16 protein-coding genes are annotated in these 18,534 nt (G+C 75.5%); 6 read left to right on the forward strand and 10 right to left on the reverse strand.

All coding sequences use genetic code 11. The features are described from left to right. Positions 1 to 185 precede the first annotated feature (185 nt). Both B446_RS02635 and B446_RS02640 read right to left on the reverse strand, forming a co-directional pair. Positions 186 to 1,085 (reverse strand): amidohydrolase family protein, encoded by a 900-nt coding sequence (locus B446_RS02635; RefSeq protein WP_020937851.1) that lies wholly within the window; start codon positions 1,083 to 1,085, stop codon positions 186 to 188. Between the two features lie 16 nt (positions 1,086 to 1,101). Then, the gene (locus B446_RS02640; protein ID WP_020937852.1) at positions 1,102 to 2,232 is read right to left on the reverse strand and encodes an ABC transporter substrate-binding protein; all 1,131 of its coding nucleotides are present in this window, start codon (positions 2,230 to 2,232) and stop codon (positions 1,102 to 1,104) included. Positions 2,233 to 2,377: 145 nt separating this feature from the next. Here B446_RS02640 and B446_RS02645 point away from each other — a divergent pair, with 145 nt between their 5' ends. Then, positions 2,378 to 2,929, forward strand: coding sequence for a hypothetical protein (locus tag B446_RS02645; RefSeq protein WP_020937853.1), 552 nt, complete (start codon positions 2,378 to 2,380; stop codon positions 2,927 to 2,929). Positions 2,930 to 3,024: 95 nt separating this feature from the next. On the opposite strand, the gene B446_RS02650 is transcribed toward B446_RS02645, so the two are convergent. The 3 genes from B446_RS02650 to B446_RS02660 all read right to left on the reverse strand — a co-directional run bounded on the left by B446_RS02650 (position 3,025) and on the right by B446_RS02660 (position 6,101). Next, positions 3,025 to 3,303 (reverse strand): GlsB/YeaQ/YmgE family stress response membrane protein, encoded by a 279-nt coding sequence (locus B446_RS02650; protein WP_020937854.1) that lies wholly within the window; start codon positions 3,301 to 3,303, stop codon positions 3,025 to 3,027. A 171-nt stretch (positions 3,304 to 3,474) separates the two neighbouring features. Beyond that, complete coding sequence (locus B446_RS02655) at positions 3,475 to 5,646, reverse strand: FUSC family protein (protein WP_020937855.1); 2,172 nt, start codon at positions 5,644 to 5,646, stop codon at positions 3,475 to 3,477. Next, positions 5,643 to 6,101, reverse strand: a complete 459-nt coding sequence (locus B446_RS02660; protein WP_020937856.1) for a YbhB/YbcL family Raf kinase inhibitor-like protein — start codon at positions 6,099 to 6,101, stop codon at positions 5,643 to 5,645. Before B446_RS02660 ends, B446_RS02655 begins: the two co-directional genes overlap by 4 nt. Before the next feature lie 300 nt (positions 6,102 to 6,401). On the opposite strand from B446_RS02660, the gene B446_RS02665 reads away from it, so the two are divergent. Further along, positions 6,402 to 6,599 (forward strand): hypothetical protein, encoded by a 198-nt coding sequence (locus tag B446_RS02665; RefSeq protein ID WP_020937857.1) that lies wholly within the window; start codon positions 6,402 to 6,404, stop codon positions 6,597 to 6,599. 162 nt (positions 6,600 to 6,761) lie between these two features. Here B446_RS02665 and B446_RS02670 read toward each other — a convergent pair whose 3' ends face one another. Beyond that, positions 6,762 to 7,880, reverse strand: coding sequence for a PP2C family protein-serine/threonine phosphatase (locus tag B446_RS02670; RefSeq protein ID WP_020937858.1), 1,119 nt, complete (start codon positions 7,878 to 7,880; stop codon positions 6,762 to 6,764). A 300-nt stretch (positions 7,881 to 8,180) separates the two neighbouring features. Between B446_RS02670 and B446_RS02675 the strand changes: the two genes are divergently transcribed. Further along, the gene (locus tag B446_RS02675; protein WP_020937859.1) at positions 8,181 to 9,665 is read left to right on the forward strand and encodes an SLC13 family permease; all 1,485 of its coding nucleotides are present in this window, start codon (positions 8,181 to 8,183) and stop codon (positions 9,663 to 9,665) included. 7 nt (positions 9,666 to 9,672) lie between these two features. On the opposite strand, the gene B446_RS02680 is transcribed toward B446_RS02675, so the two are convergent. Genes B446_RS02680 through B446_RS02695 form a run of 4 tightly spaced genes read right to left on the reverse strand, consistent with a single transcriptional unit; the run spans position 9,673 to position 14,508 of the window. Further along, positions 9,673 to 10,692 carry a DUF5914 domain-containing protein gene (locus tag B446_RS02680; RefSeq protein WP_020937860.1) on the reverse strand — a complete coding sequence of 340 codons (1,020 nt, stop codon included), beginning with the start codon at positions 10,690 to 10,692 and terminating at the stop codon, positions 9,673 to 9,675. Continuing rightward, a complete protein-coding gene (locus tag B446_RS02685; RefSeq protein ID WP_020937861.1) occupies positions 10,689 to 11,705 on the reverse strand; it encodes a phytoene/squalene synthase family protein in 1,017 nt (338 codons plus the stop codon). Before B446_RS02685 ends, B446_RS02680 begins: the two co-directional genes overlap by 4 nt. Further along, complete coding sequence (crtI, locus tag B446_RS02690) at positions 11,702 to 13,240, reverse strand: phytoene desaturase family protein (protein WP_043474595.1); 1,539 nt, start codon at positions 13,238 to 13,240, stop codon at positions 11,702 to 11,704. Before crtI ends, B446_RS02685 begins: the two co-directional genes overlap by 4 nt. Next, complete coding sequence (locus B446_RS02695; RefSeq protein ID WP_020937863.1) at positions 13,237 to 14,508, reverse strand: polyprenyl synthetase family protein; 1,272 nt, start codon at positions 14,506 to 14,508, stop codon at positions 13,237 to 13,239. The genes crtI and B446_RS02695 overlap by 4 nt, the downstream gene beginning before the upstream one ends. Positions 14,509 to 14,754: 246 nt before the next feature. Here B446_RS02695 and B446_RS02700 point away from each other — a divergent pair, with 246 nt between their 5' ends. From B446_RS02700 to B446_RS02710, 3 genes are all read left to right on the forward strand, one after another. Beyond that, on the forward strand, positions 14,755 to 15,951 hold the full coding sequence (locus B446_RS02700; RefSeq protein WP_020937864.1) for a lycopene cyclase family protein: 1,197 nt from the start codon (positions 14,755 to 14,757) through the stop codon (positions 15,949 to 15,951). A gap of 211 nt (positions 15,952 to 16,162) precedes the next feature. Continuing rightward, positions 16,163 to 16,897, forward strand: a complete 735-nt coding sequence (locus B446_RS02705; protein ID WP_020937865.1) for a methyltransferase domain-containing protein — start codon at positions 16,163 to 16,165, stop codon at positions 16,895 to 16,897. After that, positions 16,894 to 18,528, forward strand: a complete 1,635-nt coding sequence (locus tag B446_RS02710) for an FAD-dependent oxidoreductase (protein ID WP_020937866.1) — start codon at positions 16,894 to 16,896, stop codon at positions 18,526 to 18,528. The genes B446_RS02705 and B446_RS02710 overlap by 4 nt, the downstream gene beginning before the upstream one ends. Positions 18,529 to 18,534 lie beyond the last annotated feature (6 nt).

An 18,534-nucleotide genomic window follows, 5' to 3' on the forward strand; every position in this document is an offset into this window, starting at 1 on the left:
GGGACCTTAGGGAGGGCACACGACGCGCGCACAGACGGCCAATTGAACGCTCATGGAACGGATCGTCAAGGGGTTGTAAGTCCGGGCGGCGCAAAACAGTCGGCATCGAGCCAGACCCGGTCATCCCCCGGTCATCCCCCGGTCATCCCCCGGGCATCACCTGCGGGTGGGAAGGGTGCTGGAGGTCAGAGGGCGAACAGGCGGGCCGCGTTGTCGTGGCAGACGGCCCGCAGCCAGTCCCGGCCGAGTCCCAGCCGTTCCAGGGCCTGGAGCTGGTGCAGGTAGGGGTAGGGGATGTTGGGGAAGTCGGAGCCGAGCAGGATGCGGTCGCCCAGCGCGGCGAGCCGTGGCAGGGCCCGGCGCGGGAACGGCATGAAACCCTCGCTGAAGTCGGTGAACACCATCGTGGTGTCGAGGCGCACCTGCTCGTACCGTTCGGCGAGGTCGAGGAACTCCTCGTACTCGGGCATGCCCATGTGCGCGACGACGAGCCGCAGTCCGGGGTGGCGTGCCAGGACCCGTGCGATCGGCTCGGGTCCGGTGTGCTTGCCGGGTGCGGGACCCGAGCCGCAGTGCATCACCACGGGGATCCGGGCCTCGGCGAGCAGCCCCCAGGCCCGCTGGAGGCGTTCGTCGGCCGGGTCGTACGCCCCCACCTGGACGTGTGCCTTGAACACCCGCGCCCCGGCCTCGACGGCCTCCCGGACGTAGGACTCGACGTCCGGCTCCGGGTAGAGGGTGGCGGTGTGGAGGCAGTCGGGGGTGCGGCGGGCGAAGTCGACCGCCCAGCCGTTCAGCCACCGGGCCATGCCGGGCTTGTGGGGGTAGAGCATGGAGGTGAAGGCCCGCACCCCGAACCGCCGCAGGACGGACGTGCGTTCCTCCTCCTCGGCCCGGTACGTGATGGGCCACTCCAGGCCGCCGATCAGCGGCCCGTTGGTGTCGAAGTAGTCCCACACCTTGTGCAGGACCCGCTCGGGCATGAAGTGGGTGTGGACGTCGATGAGTCCGGGAAGGCCGAGGCCGTGCCAGAAGCGGCGGACCTCACCGGCCTCCTCCTCCGTCGCCGTGCGGGGGGAACTCACCAGGTACCGCCTTCTCTCAGCCGGTGTGCAGGATCCGGAACCGGGCGGGGTCCGCCGGGTCCCGGTCGACGACCTGGACGGGCGGCCATGCCCACTGCCACACGCCGATGCCCGGAGTGCGGGTGAAGCGGATCTTCCCACGGGTGCCGTCGACGGCGACATGCGGCCAGGACGCGGCGATGCGTGCCCGGTCGATGCCGTGGTCGCGCAGCGCTCCGGCCAGGACGGTCACCGTGTCGTGGCCCTCGAAGGCGACGAAGGAGGGTGGTCGGCCCAGCCGTTCGCGCAGTGCCGTCCCGACGCGTGCTCCGTGCGGGCCGAATCGCTCGGGCAGGTAGCGCAGGAACGGGATGCCGGCGCCGTCGGTGCCCAGTTCCGCGGCCCATTCGGCGAACTCCGGCTGTCCGGCCGGCGCACCGATCAGGACACCGTCGAGGCGCTGGTCGCGGCGGACCGACCGGACGATCGACACCGCCGGTTCGGGGTGGCCGACCAGCAGGAGCAGGGCCGTCGCACGCTGGTCGGCGAGTGCGTCGCACACCGCCGTGGCGGGCTGTGCGCTCGTGTCGAGTTCGACGAGGGTGGCGCCGCGGGCGGCGAGGTGGTCCCGCAGGATGCGGGTCCCGCAGGCCCAGTAGACGCTGGGCTGGGCCGCCACGGCGATCCGGTCGTGGCCCGCGCCGAGGAGGAAGTCGGCGTAGGCCGTCCAGCCGTGGGACTGCGCCGGGGCGAGCCGCGCGACCCACCGCGTGGGCTGCTCGGTGAGCGCGTCGATGACCGCCGACGAGCAGAGGAACGGAAGGCCGAGGGCGTCGGCGCGGGCGGCGGCGGTGCGGGCGACGACGCTGTGGTACTCCCCCACCAGGGCGGCCACGCCGAGACCGGCCAGTTCGTCGACGGCCGCCGCCGCCCGCCGCGGGTCGGCCGCCGTGTCGCGGACCACCAGTCGCAGTGGGCTCCCGCCGATCCCGCCCGTGTCGTTGACCTCGTCGACCGCCAGTTCGAGGCCGGCCAGCAGGTGCCGGCCCGCCTCGGCCCAGCCGGGCCGGGTCAGCGGCACGAGGGCGCCGATGCTGACGGGTGAGCCGTCGGTGCGCTCCGTACCGTCCCGCCGGGGCGGGTGTGCGCTGGTGACCATGCCGGACATTGCATCCACCGCCGTCGCGGGCCCGCAACCGAATAGGTGCGAGCCGGCCTGCCGGGCCCGGCAGGTCACGCGCGGGACCGCCGGCCGGCGGCACCTCGGCCCCTCCGGGCGGGCGGACGGGCCGTCACTGGGTGAAGCTGGAGGGGTGAGCATCATCAGTGAGCACCCGGTGACCGCCGACCAGATCCGCGCGGCGCTGGCCGCCCTGGCGGCGGAGCCGACGGCGGATGCGGAGCGGCGGGACGAGGAGACGCGGGACGAGGACCGGCTGCGCCTGCTCGGCAGTCTGCTGGCGAAGACGGAACTCGAGATCACCGCCGCGACCCGGCTGACCGAGGACGGCGAGCTGGAGGACGTCCTGGAGACGTTGCTCGGCTGGGGGGAGCAGCTGGAGGGGGATCCCGGCGTCACGGTGAACGTGGTGACGAACCGGCTGCAGCGCACCGCGCTGCAGGTCTCCGAACCGGAGGCGGAGGAGCTGCCGCCGGGCCGGGAGGCGGCGTTCGCCGCCGTCATGACGGCGGTGTACACGCTGAGCGCCCAGCTGCACGCCGATCGCGGCGACGCGGAGGGGACCCGGCACGCTCTGAGCGGTGCGGAGGAGGCCCTGATCGACATCCTGCAGGGGATGCACGACCTGCGGGTCGCCATCGGGGACGCGCCCGGCCCCGAGCCGGAGGACGAGGCCGGCGACTGACCCGTCCGGTCCCCTCGGGTGCCCGGCCCGCGAACGCCGACGGCTCCCGTCCCGCGAGCGGGAGGGAGCCGTCCGGCGTGAGCGACCGGTGCGGGTCACGCGTGGCGGTGCGAGTGCCGGTTGCCGGTGAAGACGCGGTACAGGGCGAGCAGGATGAGGGAGCCGACTATCGCGGCGATCCAGGTCGAGAGGTCGAAGAACCCGTCGATGGAGTCGACATGGAAGATGACCTTGCCCAGCCAGCCACCGAGGAGACCGCCCGCGATCCCGATGAGCATGGTGATGATGATGCCGCCCGGGTCCTTGCCCGGCATCAGGGCCTTGGCGATGGCGCCGGCCAGCAGCCCGATGATGATCCACGCGAGAATTCCCATGGTGCCCCTCCAGTTGCTCGGATAAGGATTTTGTTAGCTCCCTTGTGCACCGGATTCCTCCCGACAAACGTCTCCTGCGTCAGTTCCCTGTCCGCGAGCGGATTCACGGGCGGTCGCGTGCCCCGCGCCCGCATGGCCGAGGTCTGCTCGGAACGCGGGTCACTGCCCTGGTCAGGGCGCTGCCGACGGCGCGGAGCCGGGCTCGGGGAGGGTGTCGGCGATGGTGGCGAGGAGTTCGATGACGGGTGCCGTCTCGCGGATACGGACGCGGACCGCGGTGTCACCCGTGTGCTCGCCGGCCAGTTCCCGGCGCCGCCGGGTGTGGAGGTCTTCGAGGTAGAGGGACATCTCCTCGACCGCCTGGGCGAGGGCGTCGGCGTGCACGGCGGGGTCGTCGCCCCGCGGCGGGTCGAGGGCCGGCGCGGCGTGGCCGGTGTAGAGATCGAGCGCGGGTACGTGCGCCGCGCGGGCGGTGCGGTGCGTCAGCAGGGCGGCGGTCAGCGCGACGAGCCTGTCCAGGGCCGCGACGGTGGCGGACTCCCGGTCGAGGGCGGCCCGGTCGTGGCCGGGTTCGCGGTGGGCGTGGTGGGCCGTGCTCTGGGCTCGGGCCACGGCCTTCTCGGCCGCCGCCCGGGCGGAGGCCAGGTCGCCGTCCAGGTCCGGCCGGGCGAGGAAGCGCAGGGCGGCGTCGAGGTAGGCGGCGGTGGCCCGGCGGGCGTGGTCCGTGTCGGCGGCGAGCCGCGGGTGTTCCCAGCTGGGCCACAGCAGGCGGCTGCCGAGCAGCGCCGCGGCGGTGCCGAGGAAGGTCATGGCGATGCGGACGAGGGCGTCGTGCCAGTCGCCGGGGTGGGAGACGTCGCCGATCAGCAGGACGACGGGGGTGCCGAAGACGACCCAGAAGGCGTAGTTGACGGGCCGCAGGGTGAAGCCCGCCGTGATGATCACGAACAGGATGAGGCTGATCGCGGCCTGGGTGTGCACGGCCGCGATCAACAGGGCGGCGCACGAGCCGCCGACGAGGTTGCCGACCACGCGCTGCACGACGCGTTCGCGGGTGGCGGCGTACTGGGGGCGCAGCACGCGCAGGACGGCCAGGGTCGCCCATTCGCCGTGCGGCACCGCGACGGCCTGGGTGAGCGCGAAGACCGCGGTGCTGACAGTGGTGGCGCGCAGGGCGTGGCGGAAGGCGGCCGAGGTGAGGGTCATGCTGCCGCGCAGCCGGGCCGCCGGCGGGCGCGGCACCAGGGTGGGGGGCGGGGGCAGCGGGGTCCGGGCGAGCCGGGTGAGCCGGTGGGCGTCGGTCCGTGCGGCGGTGAGGACGGCGTCGATACGGCCCAGCAGGCGGCGCTGGCGGCCGGCGCGTGCCGTGTCGGGGTAGCTCTGGGTGCCCGCGGCGCTCTGGGCGCGCATCCGGTCGCAGGCCGCCTCCAGCGGGGCCATGGCGGTTCCCGGCGCGCCGGCGTGGGGGGTGGTTGGCCGGCGTCGGGTGAGGTCGTCGGCCAGCCGCGCGAGCCGCTGCGCCGCGTCGGTGGCCGCGGCGGTGTAGGGGGTGGCGACGGCGGCGGGCGGCGGCCCGGTGGCGGCGAGCGCGGCGGTGAGGTCGGCCAGGGTGGCGGCTCTGCGCACGAGGGGGTCGGTCAGCTCGGCGAGATGCTCGTCCCCTCGTGGACCGCGCAGGGTGCGGGTGGCCTCCTCGGCCCTGCGCAGCGCGTCCGCGGTGGGCGCCGGGGCGGCGCGCGGGGCCTGCGGGTCGGCGAGGCCGCTCAGGGTGCGGCCGACGGCGCGGTAGGGCTGGGCCAGGGTGTGGAGGACGTCGCGCAGTCGGGGTGCGGGCGTCAGGACGGCCGTGGCGACCGCGTACCACAGTCCCCCGGCGAGCACGAGCAGTGCCGCGGGCCGTAGCTGCGCCGGTGTCTGCGTGGTGCCGACGGCTCCCGCGGCGACGAGCAGCGCGGTGGCGGGCATCGTGCCGAGCCGTTCGAGCGTGGGGTGGACGGTCGTGCCCATGCCGGCGAGGAAGACCAGGGCGGCGAGGACGGCGAGCGTCAGCGGGAACAGGCCGGCCGCCCGCGCGCCGATCCAGAACACGGCGGCGTCCACCACGGCGGCCACCAGCAGGCCGCGCGTGCGCGGTCTGCGGGCGCCGCCCTTGTTGGTGAACGCCGCCAGGTAGGCGCCCAGGGTCGCCCAGGCCGCCGCCTGCGGGTCGCCCGCGGCGATGCCCACCGGCAGCGGCGCACTGATCACGATCCCGTTGCCGAGGCCGGCCAGGACGGCCGGGCGGCTGCCGGGTGCCGGGCTGAACAGCCCGGTGGTGCGCCTGCCGGCGAGGTGCCGGGTCACTCCCGCTGGAAGCGGCCCATCAGTACCGCCGTCTCCAGCACATGGCCCTGCATCGCGGCTTCCAGCTCCTCGCGGCCGGCCTCTCCGGGCAGGTCGAAGGCCGTGTCCAGGGCGTAGAGCGTGAAGAAGTAGCGGTGTGCCTTGTCCCCGGGCGGCGGCGCGGGGCCGATCCACGCGCGGATGTTGCTGCTGCCGGCGCCCACCACTCCGACCTGGATGTCGTCGGGGTACATCCGCCGCTGTTCGGCCGGGATGTTCCACACCACCCAGTGGTCGAAGTTCCCGTCCGGCCGCAGTTCCCGCGGTACGTCCGGGTCGTGCACCACCAGGGCCAGGCTCACCGCGTGGGCGGGCACCGCGTCGAACTCGAGCGGCACCGGTACCTCGTCGCCGTCGGCGGAGTGCTCGACGGGGATGAAGTCCCCGTCCTGGAAGGACGGACTCTCGATCTTCATGACTTCATCGTCCCCCAGACCGGGCCGCCCGGCCCGGTCAAACGGTGCGGGCGGGGTGGCGTGGCGCGACCGCGGTGACGGCCCCGGCGCTCCTCTCGCGGCGCCGATCCGGGCGTGCGGCACGCCGTACGCGGGGCGTTCCCCCCGTACGGCCCCCGCCCCGCGGCCACGGCGGGGCCCACCGCACGGTCCCCCGGTCGGCCGACATGGCGGGCGTGGCCGGCTGCCCAGACTGATGAGCAGTCCCACGGACGGGCTCCGCTGGATGGCCCCCGGCCTTGTCGAGAAAGGTGCAGGATCATGACCGCTCAGGACGCGCAGGATGCCGGGGCCGCCGGCCCGGACAGCTTCCGGATCCACCAGATAGCCGACCGGTTCGAGGTCTACGGTCGCGGCGGGCAGTTCGTCGGCGAGTACCTGGCGCGCGCCTCGGCGGAGCAGCAGGTCGCCGTCCTGATGCGGCGCACGCGGCGCGTCGTGCCGCGCGCGGTCAGCTGACGTCGGCCTCGGCCGGCAGCCGCCTGCCGTGAACGGTCAGCCGGGCATTTCGGTGGGACACGAAGACCTCCGAGCGGTGTGTTCCCAGACAGCTCCACCACATCGGAGGTCTTCGCATGTTCAAGACCCCGGCCCTGTCAACAACGCTCGTGACCGATACACCTAGCGGTCGCGGCGGTCCTCGTCGACGCGCTCGATCAGGACGAGGGCCGCGTCGTCCTGCTGCCGGCCGCGCCCGTGGCGGACGAGGTCGGCGCGCAGCGTGTCGAGCATGGCCGGGCCGGTCAGACCGGTCCAGTGCCGCAGCCGCTGCGCCAGCGGGTAGAACGTGCCGTCGCCCGCGCGGCATTCGGTGACGCCGTCGGTGTACAGGAGGATCCGGTCGCCCGGCCGGAAGCGCGCGGTCAGCACCTGGTGCCCCTTCGGCGCGAGGTCGCCGAGGCCCAGGGGCAGACTGCTCGTCGGCGGCGTGAGCGGGACGGTGCGGCCCGAGCCGCGCATCAGGAGCGGCCGGGGGTGGCCGAAGCGGACGACACGGACCACCTCCTCGTCGGGTATCTCCACCACGACGGCGGTGGCGAAGCACTCGGAGGAGGCGTTCGTCGCGCGCACATGGCGCTGGGTGCCGGCCTCCAGGCGCTGGGCCAGCCGGTGCAGCGACGTCTCGGTGTGCGCGGCCTCCCGGAAGCAGGTCAGCAGCGCGGCCGCGGCCTCGACGGCGGGCAGCCCCTTGCCCCGGATGTCGGCGACGAGCACCCGTACCCCGTGGGCCGTGTCCAGGCACTCGTAGGCGTCTCCCCCGATGCGGGCCTGGTGGTGCGCGGCGAGGTAGACGCCGTTCAGGCGTACCGGTCCGAGGCGCTCGGGCACGGGGCGCAGCACCACGCGCTGCGCCGTCTCGGCGATCAGCCGGACGTTGACCAGTTCGCGTTCGCGGCGCAGGCGTACGGCGCCCGCCTCCAGGGCGGCGACGGAGACCGCGGCCACGCAGAGGATCGTCACGCGGAACGGGGAGTCGATCAGCCAGCCGTTGGCCCAGGCGATGCCGGTGGCGACGAGAGCGGTGAGCAGGCCGGTGCAGACGATGCCGGTCAGGGTGCAGGTGGCCGCGGCCAGGGCGGGCACGGCCGAAAGCACCGGGCCGAACCGGGTGCGGAACGGCGCCCAGGCGTCCAGCACGGCGGCGGCGGTCAGGGCGAGCAGCGGCAACGGGGTGCCGCGCAGGGCCGGCCCGAACCGGCCGCCGAGGCGGGGTGTGCGTAGGGGGCGTGCTGCGGCCACGGGTCTCTCCTGTCGTGCTGCCCCCTGCCGGGGTGTTCCAGAGTCGTCCGCCGGTACCGGTACCGGGCATCCACCAGGTGGCTGACGCGCCGGTGGAACGCCGGGGCCCGAGCGCCGGTGCGCGGGGGCCCGCAGGCCCGTTCCGGTGATCACGTCCGCAGTGTCCTCGTTGCGTCGGCTCGGCGTGCCGCTGCGTGTGGTGTCGTTCTTCCGCTCGCCCCTCCGCGCCCGGGCGGTCCGCCGGCCCGCCCCCAGGCCCGTGCGACGGGCGGGCCGGGGAACGGAAACGGAGACCAGTGGATGGTGCGTGCAGCGGCCGGGCTGTCGGCGGCGGATCAGACCTGGACCGCCGAGGACACGTGGCTCCTGGTGGTGGTCGGCGTGTCCATCGCCGTCGTCGTCCTGCTCATCAGCTGGGCGAGGATCCACCCCTTCCTCGCCCTGACGGTGAGCGCGCTGACCGTCTCGCTGCTCGCCGGGGAGTCCGCCCAGAAGGCCATCGTGTCCTTCACGACCGGCCTGGGCCGCATCACCGGTTCGGTGGGCGTGCTGATCATCCTGGGCGCCGTGCTGGGGCGGATACTGGCCGACTCGGGCGGTATCGAGCAGGTCGTCGGCACCCTGACCCGTGTGGTCCGGCCGGAGCGGCTGCCGTGGGCGCTCACCCTGGTCGCGGCGCTCATCGGGCTGCCGATGTTCTTCGAGGTCGGCTTCGTGATGCTGATGCCCCTGGTGCTGCAACTGGCGCGGCAGACGAACTACCCGGTGCTGCGGGCGGGCATGCCGGTGGTGGCCGGGCTGGCCACGGTGCACGCGCTGGTCCCCCCGCACCCGGGGCCGCTGATCGCCATCCAGGCGGTGCACGCGCCGGTCGGGCTCACCATGCTGTACGGCCTGCTCGTGGCCGTGCCGTGCGCCATCGTCGCCGGTCCCCTGTTCACCGCGTACATCTGGCCCCGGGTGCCGGCGCACGTGCCCGAATCCGCCACCGCCGCCTTCACCACCGGACCGCACGGCGCCGGCGCGGCGGGCCACGGCTCGAGCTCGGGCCACGGCTCCGGCTCCGGCCCCGGCCCCGGCTCCGGTGCGGACGACGCCGGAGCGGCCGTTCCGCACAGGCCGCCGAGCCTCGCGGTCACCGTCGGCACCATCCTGCTGCCGATCGTGCTGATGACGCTCAAGGCCGTCTACGACAGCGTGCCGAAGTCCCGGGGCACGCTGTACGCGGTCGTCGAGTTCCTGGGCACGCCGATGATCGCCCTGCTGGTCACGGTGTTCGTCTCGCTGTTCACCTTCGGGTACTCGCTCGGCTTCAGCCGCCGCCACGTGCAGGCGTCCCTGGCGGGGAGTTTCGCGCCCGTGGCGGGGGTCATCGTGATCGTCGGTGCCGGCGGGGGCTACTCCCAGGCCCTCCAGGACACCGGGGTCGACCGGGCCGTCACGCTGGCCGCCGGCCACCTCCACATCTCCCTGCTGCTGCTCGCCTGGCTGATCGCGGCCCTGATGCGGACCATCGTGGGTTCCGGCACCATCGCCACCATCACCGCGGCCGGCATCGTCGGCCCGCTCTCGCACGGTCTGCCGCCCGCCGAGGCGTCCCTGCTCGCGCTGGCCCTGGGCTCGGGCGCCGCCTTCGCGGGGCACGTCAACGACGCGGCCTTCTGGATGGCCAAGGAGTACTTCGGCACCACGATCGGCGGCACGCTGCGCACCTGGACGGTGTCCCACACCCTGCTCTCGCTCACCTCCCTCGGATGCCTGCTGCTGCTGGACATCGTGGTGTGACGCCGGCTCAGCCAGGGAAGCGGCCGGTGGAGCGCAGGGACCAGCGGCGCTCGGCGTAGGCCAGGTCGTCGCGCCAGAGGCGCCCCGCGGCCTGCCGGACCAGCGGGGCCAGCAGCGGGCCGGCCCGGCGCGCGAGGGCGAACCCCGGGCGTCCGGAGGCGGCCACGACGGCTTCGACCACGGCGGTGCGCGGGGTGCCCGTCGCGTCGGTGCCCAGGGGTGTCGCGTGGGTCTCCACGACCGAGCCCTCGCCCTCGCCGTCGGTGATCCGCATGACGACCGTGCGCGGTCCGGGTGCGGTGAACTCCGTGCGTACGGGCACGACGAGCCGTCCGGCGACCTTGAAGGAGACGTCGACCGTGAAGGCGTCCGGCGCCGAACGCCCGTCCGTCGGGCGGGGGGTGTCGACGACGGTGAGGTCGACGAAGGAGTACGGGTGGAACCAGGCGCCGTGCCAGGGGTCGAGGCGGTTGGCCACCACGTCCTCCGGCTCGCACCGCCCGCTCCCGGTGTAGACGGCGACCAGCGCCCGGCCGGGGTCGGGCCGGACCGGCACCGGTGGCAGGGGGGTGGGTTCCTCCCCGCCCACGGCGTCCAGGCGTGCCCAGAGCAGCACTCCGTCGTCGTGCGCGGGCCACGGCTCCCAGCCGGCGAACGGGGCGCCGTCCAGGGCCAGTCCGTGCCAGTGGCACACCAGCGTGCCGCAGCGCACCGGGCTGTCGCGCAGCGGCGCGCCCAGGTGGGGGCAGACGCCGGGCCCGGCGACCAGGTCGCCGCTCCGGTCGCGCCAGAGCACCACCTCGTGTCCCTCCACGGTACGGGCCAGGGGCCGGTCGGCGCGCAGGTCGCGGGAGGCGCCGACGACATACCAGTTGCCGCTGGGCCGGGCCTGCGCCCGCTTGAGGGCGTCGGCGATCAGTGCGGGCCGCGCCTCGCGCCAGGTGGGGCGCTGGCGTTCCCAGGCGACGGGGGCGCGGCGCAGGCGCAGGGGCAGACGGCCGCGCCCGGGGGGACCGGCGGGTGTCACATGGCCTCCTTGGTGCGGGCGGACGACGGAGCGGTGGTGCCGGGGGTGTCCGGCGACCGGCGGCGGGTGGCGAGGCGGGCCGCCGCGACGCGGAGCAGGCCGTCGGCGGCGGTGAGGACGCGGCGGCGGCGCGGCACGACCGCGCGGCGGTGCAGCACCGCCCAGCCGTCGCCGGCGACGGCGTCCAGGATGCCGCGGTAGAGGACGAACGCCGTGCGGATGCACGGCCGGGTGACGGGGTCGAGCAGGGGCACGCCGGGGGCCGCGCGGTCGTAGGCGGCGCGGGTGAGGGCCTCGAAGGCGCGGAGCGCGGCGACGACGCGGGGGTCGGTGCGGCCGGTGTCCCGGCAGTGGCGCAGCAGGTCGCGGTCGACGCCGTGCGCGGCGAGCAGGTCCTGGGGGACGTAGATCCGGCCGCGGTCGAGGTCCTCGCCGACGTCCCGCAGGAAGTTGGTCAACTGGAAGGCGACGCCGAGTTCGGCGGCGTAGGGTGCGGCCTCCTCCCGGGGGACGACGGTGCCGAGGACGGGGACCATCTGGAGGCCGATGACGGCCGCCGAGCCGTGCATGTAGGCGCGCAGGGCGCCGTAGTCGGCGTACTCGGTGACGGTCAGGTCGCTGCGCATGGAGCCGAGGAAGTCGGTGAAGTGGCGGTGCTCGATGCCGTAGCGGCGGCTGGTGTCGGCGAGGGCGACGGTGACCGGCGCGGCGCCGGTGCCGCCGGCGAGGCCGTGGGCGAGGTCGTCGGCCAGCCGGTCGAGGGCGGCGGCCCGCCGCTGCGTCCCGTCGTCGGCGAGCCGGCGCAGGTCGCCGTCGCAGACGTCGACGATGTCGTCCGCGTGGCGGGCGAAGCCGTACAGGGCGTGCACGGCGGGGCGCCGTCCGGGCGGGAGCAGCCGGGTGGCGAGGAAGTAGGTGCGGCCGTGGCGGGCGTTGAGCCGGCGGCAGTGGGTGTAGGCGTCACGCAGCCGCGGGTCCGTGATGCCGGCGGCGTCCAGTTCGCGGGCCGTCATCGCCGGGCTCCTCGCGTCGTCGGGATGGTCCGGCCGGTGGCGGCGGCCCGCTTGCGCGGCCCGGTGATGCGGGCGGCCGCCAGCTTTCCCGAGAGCAGGACGGGGGGCACGCCGACGCCGGGGGTGGTGCCGCACCCGGCGAGGACGGCGTTGGCGGTGCCGCGCACCAGGTTGCGCGGGCGGAACGGGCCGGTCTGGCCGAAGGTGTGCGCGGCGGAGAACGGGGTCCCCGCCGCGTGTCCGAGTCCGCTCCAGTCGGCGGGGGTGACCAGGCATTCGGTCTCGATGGCCGAGGCGATGCCGGTCAGGCCCCTGCGGTCCAGTTCGCGCAGCAGGCTGTCGCGGTAACGGGGGGCCAGGCCGGACCAGTCGACGGCGCCGGGGCCGATGTCGGTGTTGGGGCAGGGGGCGAGGACGTAGTGCAGGTGGCGGCCGGGCGGGGCGAGGCCGGGGTCGGTGGCGGTGGGCCGGGTGATCAGGAGCGAGGGGTCGCTCATGAGCTCGCCGGTGCGGGTGAGCTGGCGGAAGGTGCCGCGCCAGGCGTGGCCGAAGGACAGGGTGTGGTGGGCCAGTTCGGGCCAGGTGCGGTCGCAGCCGGCGTGCAGGACGACGGCGGACGGGGCGTGCCGCAGGCGGGTGGGGCGGCGTGGGGCGCGGCCCAGCAGGCGGTACGTCACCGGCAGGTCGGGGGTGAGGACGACGGCGTCGCAGGGGATGCGCGCGTCGGCGGTGAGGACGGCCGAGACCCGGTCGCCGGTCCGTTCCAGGCCGGTCACCCGCTGCCCGTACCGGAACTCCGCCCCCGCCTCGGCGGCGGCCTCGGCCATCGCGCGGGGCAGCGCGTACATGCCACCGCGCGGGAAGTACACCCCGGCGATGGTGTCCATGAAGGCGATCACGGCGTAGGCGGCCAGGGCCCGTTCCGGCGGGACGCCGGCGTAGAGGGCCTGGAAGGAGAAGACGCGGCGCAGCCGCTCGTCGCGCAGGTGGCGGGCGATGCGCGCCTCCCAGCGGCCGAAGCCGCCGAGGGCGGCGAGCCGCAGCAGGTCGGGGGTGAGGAGCTGGAACGGGGAGTCGAAGTCGGCGTCGAGGAAGCGGCCGCGCTCGGTGCGGTACAGCTCGCCCAGCCAGTGCCGCAGCCGGTGGTAGCGGGCCGCTTCGGCGCCTCCGGCGAACCGTTCGATCTCCGCCTCCATGGCCGCCGCGTCGGTGTGCACGTCGAGGGTGCTGCCGTCGGCGAAGCGCGCCCGGTAGGCGGGGTGCAGCGGGATGAGGTCGACGCGGTCGCGCAGCGAGGTGCCGACGGCGGCGAACGCCTCGTCGGCGATGTCCGGCATGGTGAGCACGGTGGGGCCGGTGTCGATGAGGTAGCCGCCGAGTTCGAGGCGTCCGGCCCGGCCGCCCGGCCGCGGGTCGCGTTCGACGACGGTCACCCGGCGGCCCGCGCCGAGCAGGTGCAGGGTGGTGGAGAGGCCGGCCAGCCCGGCGCCGACGACCACGACGTGATCGGTGGGTCCCGTTACCGTCCTGGTCACCGGGCCGCCTCCGATCGCGCCGCGGCGGGTGCGGGGGTGAGCGGGGGGCCGTCGGGTCCTGGTTCCGGCCGGGGGGTGCCGGTGATCTCGGCCAGCAGGGCGCGCAGCCGGTCGGCGGGACCGGGTTCGAGGGTGGCCTCGGCGAGGTGGCGCAGGGACTGCCGGGCCAGCCGCCCGATCTTCGTCTCCACCAGGGCGCGGGCGCCGGTGCTTTCGAGCACGTCCCGGACGTCGGCCAGTTCACGGCCTGTCAGGTCCGCCCGGCCGACCGCGTGTTCGAGCACGCCGAGCGCCGCCTGGTCGCCGGCGGCGGTGGCCCGGGCCCGGGCCACCGCCAGCAGGTAGGTGGGCTTGCCCTCGCGCACGTCGCCGCCGCTCAGTTTGCCGGTGGTGGCGGGGTCGGCGAAGACGTCGTCGAGATCGTCCCTGAGCTGGAAGGCCAGTCCTGCCGAGCGTCCGGCGAGGCACAGCGTCCAGGTGGTGGCGGTGTCGGCGCCGGCGAGCACCGCGCCGAGTTCCAGGGGCCGTTCGACGGTGTAGAGGGCGCTCTTGAGGCAGGCGGCGCGCAGCGCGCGGCCCAGGGTGAGGGCGGAGGTGGCCTGGCCCTGGACGTCGAGGTACTGGCCGGCGACCATCTCGGTGCGCAGGGTGCGCCAGACCTCGTTCAGCCGGCGCGCGGTGTCCCGCGGGAGGCCGGGCTCCAGCAGCAGCCGGGCGAGTTCGTCGTCCGCCCAGGCGAGCGCGAGGTCTCCGGCGAGCAGCGCGCCGGACGCGCCGAGCCGGTGGGCCGCGGACCGTGACGCCGTGTCGGCGTACTGAGCCGTCACGTCGGCGTGCAGCGCCGGTGCGCCGCGGCGGGTGGGCGCCTGGTCCATCAGGTCGTCGTGGACCAGGGCGCAGGTCTGGATGAGTTCGAGCGCGGCGGCCGTACGCAGCGCCGCGCGGACCTGGACGGCGTCCCGGCCGCCGCAGGCGCGCAGCGACCACCACACGAGCCGGGAGCGGAACCGGCGGCCGCCGCGCCGGGTGAAGCCGGCGACCCGCTCGGCGATGTCGTCGGCGAACACCGGGTCGAGTGCGCGGCAGTCGGCGAGGCGGCCGGTGAGCAGGTCCCGCAGCTCCCTGCCGACGGCGCCGGGCACGTCGGCGTCGACGGTGCGCGCGTCGGCCACGCCGTCGGGCTTCCGGGGCGCGCCGGATCCGGCCGGCGCGGGCGGCGTACGGGGTGCCGCTGCCGTGAGGCGGCCGAGCACCTGGGTGGAACGCATCGTGGATCCTCTCGCCGTCCGGAGAGCCGGGCTGCGCGCCCCGGGCTCGCCTGTCCTGTCTCGTGTCACTCGTGTCTCGTCTCTTGTCGTCACACATTCCGCGCGGATCACCGCACCGGATGCGCCATTCGGTGGACATGCCGGCGCCGGGGGCGGGCGGCGGCACGACACGCCCACGGCTGCATCCGCCGGGGCGGTGCGGCGGGAAGACTGGTCGGATCAAACGGGCCGGGGAAGGGAGCCACCGTGGAGGTGGAGTCGGACGTCGCGGTGGTCGGCGCGGGGGCCGCCGGGCTGTCGCTCGCCCTGCGGCTGGCCCGGCCGCCCGCGGGAGCGCGCCCGGTGACGGCGGTGGTGCTGGCGGCACCGCCGGGCCCGTACCGCGCGCCGCGCCGTACCTGGTGCTACTGGGAGGCGGGCGAAGGGCCGTACGACGGGGCGCTCACGGCTTCCTGGCAGCGGCTGCGGGTGCACGCGGGCGACGGGCGGCCGGTGACCGCCGCGATCGGGCCCTGGCGGTACAAGATGCTGGGCTCGGACGCGTTCGAGGAACTGGCCGGCCGGGCGCTGCGGGTGAGCCCGTGGGTGACGACGGTCGAGGCGGTCGTCGAGAGCGTGGCGGCCGTGCCGGGCGGTGCCGTGGTGCGGGCCCGCCGGGCCGACGGCGGCGAGGTGACCGTGCGCGCCCGCTGGGTGTTCGACTCGCGTCCGCCGGCCCTGCTGCCGCCGGCCCGCACGACGCTGCTGCAGCACTTCCGCGGCTGGTTCGTGCGCACCCGGCGGCCGGTGTTCGACCCCGCGACCGTGGAGTTGATGGACTTCCGCACCCCGCAGCCGGGGCACGGGCTGTCGTTCGGCTACGTCCTGCCGACCGGCCCGCACGAAGCGCTGGTGGAGTACACGGAGTTCTCCCGGCGCGTGCTGGACACGGACGCGTACGACCGTGCGCTGCGGGACTACACCGGCCGGGTCCTGCGGATCGGGGAGCACGAGGTCACCGCGTGCGAGCAGGGCGTGATCCCGATGACGGACGCGCGTTTCCCCCGGCAGGCCGGGGCGTCCGTGTTCCGGATCGGGGCAGCGGCCGGTGCCACCCGGCCCGCGACGGGCTACACGTTCAGCGCGGTGCAGCGCCAGGCGGGCGCCGTCGCGGCCGCGCTGCACGCGGGCCGCCGTCCGCTTCCGCCGCGCCCGCACTCGGCGCGCTCCCGGCTGATGGACGCCGCGCTGCTGTACGCCCTGGACCACGGCCGGGTCGACGGCCCGGCCTTCTTCACCCGCCTGTTCACCCGAGTCTCCGCGCCTCGGCTGCTGCGTTTCCTGGACGGTCGCACCAGCCTGCCGGAGGACCTGTCCATCGGCCTGCACGTGCCCGTCACCGCGATGCTCGGCGCGGTCCTCGCCCTGCCTTTCGCCCCGCGCCGAAGTGCCCCGACCTCGTGAACTCCGCCCCGGAAAGCCCCGCCCGCGCGACCGCGCCCCGGAAAGCCCCGCCCGTACGACCCGCGCCCTGAAGAGCCCCGCCCGCACGGCCCACGGCCCGAAGAGCCCCCGACCGCACGACCCACGCTCCGAAGAGCTCCGACCGCACGCCCCACGACCGGACTGCCCCGATCGCACCACCCACGCCCCGACGACCTCTTACGGAGATGGCATGCCCGTGCTGCGTGACGCCGACCTGGCCAGCGCGTTCAACCACGCCGCCCGCAGTTACGACACGCTGGTGGCGGCCAATCCGGGCTACCACGCCCATCTGCGCCGCTCCGCCCGGCGGCTCGGCCTGGCCCGTGGCGGTCCGGCCCCGCGCGTGCTCGACCTCGGGTGCGGCACGGGTGCCTCGACGGCGGCGCTGGCCGCCGTGCTGCCGGGCGCGGACATCACCGCCGTCGACGCGTCGGCCGGCATGCTGCGGCGTGCGGCGGGGCGGCCGTGGCCACGGCCGGTGCGGTTCGTGCACGCGCCGGTGGAGGGACTGGCCGAGGCGGGGGTACGGGGCCCGTTCGACGCGGTCTTCGCCGCCTACCTGCTGCGCAACACCGCCGACCCGGACGCCGTCCTGGCCGGCGCGTACCGGATGCTCGCCCCGGGCGGCCGGCTGGCGCTGCACGAGTACACGCTGAGCGGGCGGCCGGCCCACCGCGCGGTGTGGAACGCGGTGTGCGGCGGACTGGTGCTGCCGGTCGCCACCCTGCTCGGCGACGGCCCGCTCTACCGGCACCTGTGGCGCAGCGTCGTCGACTTCGACACGGCGGGGCAGTTCGCCCACCGGGTGCGGCGGGCCGGCTTCGAGCGGGTGCGGGTGCTGCCGCTGCCGGGCTGGCAGACGGGGATCACCCACACCGTGGTCGCCCGCCGCCCGGCGGCCGGCCCGGACGGGGCGGGACGATGACCGGCCCGGGCCGCGGGTCCGGGAGCGGCACCCGGGCGCCGCTCCCCGGCCGGGACCGGCTGGCGAGGCTGCTGCCCGCACCGCCCGGCGTCGCATGGGCCGAGGGGTCGACCGCCCCGCGCGCGGCGGTCGTCGGCGGCGGAATCGCCGGCCTGACGGCGGCCACCGCCCTGGCCGAACGCGGCGTCCAGGTCACCTTGTACGAACGGGACGCCCAGCTGGGCGGGCGGCTGGCCGGGTGGCGGACGCGGCTGGCGGACGGATCCCCGGCCACGATGAGCCGCGGCTTCCACGCCTTCTTCCGGCAGTACTACAACCTGCGGTCCCTGCTGCGTCGTACCGACCCCGCCCTGACCGGGCTGACCCCGCTGCCCGACTACCCGCTGCGGCACGGCAGCGGCCGCCGGGACAGCTTCCGGCACGTACCGCGCACACCCCCGTGGAGCGCGCTCGGGTTCGTGGCGCTGAGCGAGTCGTTCTCCGTGCGCGACCTGCCCCGGATCCGGCCGCGTGCGGCCCTGCCGCTGCTCGACGTGCGGGTCCCGGACGTGTACGAGCGGCTCGACCACGTCAGCGCCTACGACCTGCTGGACGCGATCCGGTTCCCCACGGCCGCCCGGCACCTGGCGTTCGAGGTGTTCTCGCGCAGCTTCTTCGCCGATCCGCGCGGGCTGTCGGCCGCGGAGATGGCGCTGATGTTCCACGTCTACTTCCTCGGTTCGTCCGAGGGCCTGCTGTTCGATGTGCCCTCTGAGCCGTTCCCGCAGGCCCTGTGGGACCCGCTGGCCGCGCGGCTCGACCGGCTCGGCGCACAGGTGCGCACGGCCACGGCCGTGGACGAGGTCGCCGTGACGCCCACCGGGGGCTTCTCCGTGACCGCGGCGGGCGGGGCCGAGCCGTACGACGCCGTGGTCCTCGCCCTGGACCCGGCGGGACTGCGCTCGCTGGTGGCCCGTTCGGCCGGGCTGGGCGACGCGCAATGGCGCGAGCGGATGGCGCGGCTGCGCAACGCGCCGCCCTTCCTGGTCTCCCGTCTGTGGCTGGACCGGCCGGTACGCGCGGACCGGCCCGGGTTCCTCGGTACCAGCGGATACGGCGCGCTGGACAACGTGAGCGTGCTCAGCGCCTGGGAGGGCGAGGCCGCCCGCTGGGCGGCCGGCTCGGGCGGTTCGGTGCTCGAACTGCACGCGTACGCCCTGCCCCAGGACGCGGACCGGGAGACCGTGGGCAAGGAGCTGCTCGGCGAACTGCACCGGTTGTATCCGGAGACCCGGCAGGCCAGGGTGGTCGACGCCCGCCACGATTGGCGGGCCGACTGCCCGCTGTTCCCGGTAGGCGGCCACACGGACCGGCCGACGGTGGGCACGTCCGTGCCCGGCCTGGTCGTCGCGGGCGACACGGTCCGCACCGGTCTGCCGGTGGCCCTGATGGAACGGGCGGCCACCAGCGGTTTCCTCGCCGCCAACACCCTGCTCGGCCGGTGGGGGCTGCGCGGCCACGATCTGTGGACGGTGCCCGGCCGGGGCCGCTCCGCGGGCCTGCGGTGGGCGGCGCGGCGGTTCGGCGCGGCGTATGGGCACGGCGGCCGGGGGAACTCGGGCCGGGGAGGGGCTGAGGCGACAGGACCGTAGGACGGT

Source organism: Streptomyces collinus Tu 365 (assembly GCF_000444875.1).
Classification (GTDB): domain Bacteria; phylum Actinomycetota; class Actinomycetes; order Streptomycetales; family Streptomycetaceae; genus Streptomyces; species Streptomyces collinus_A.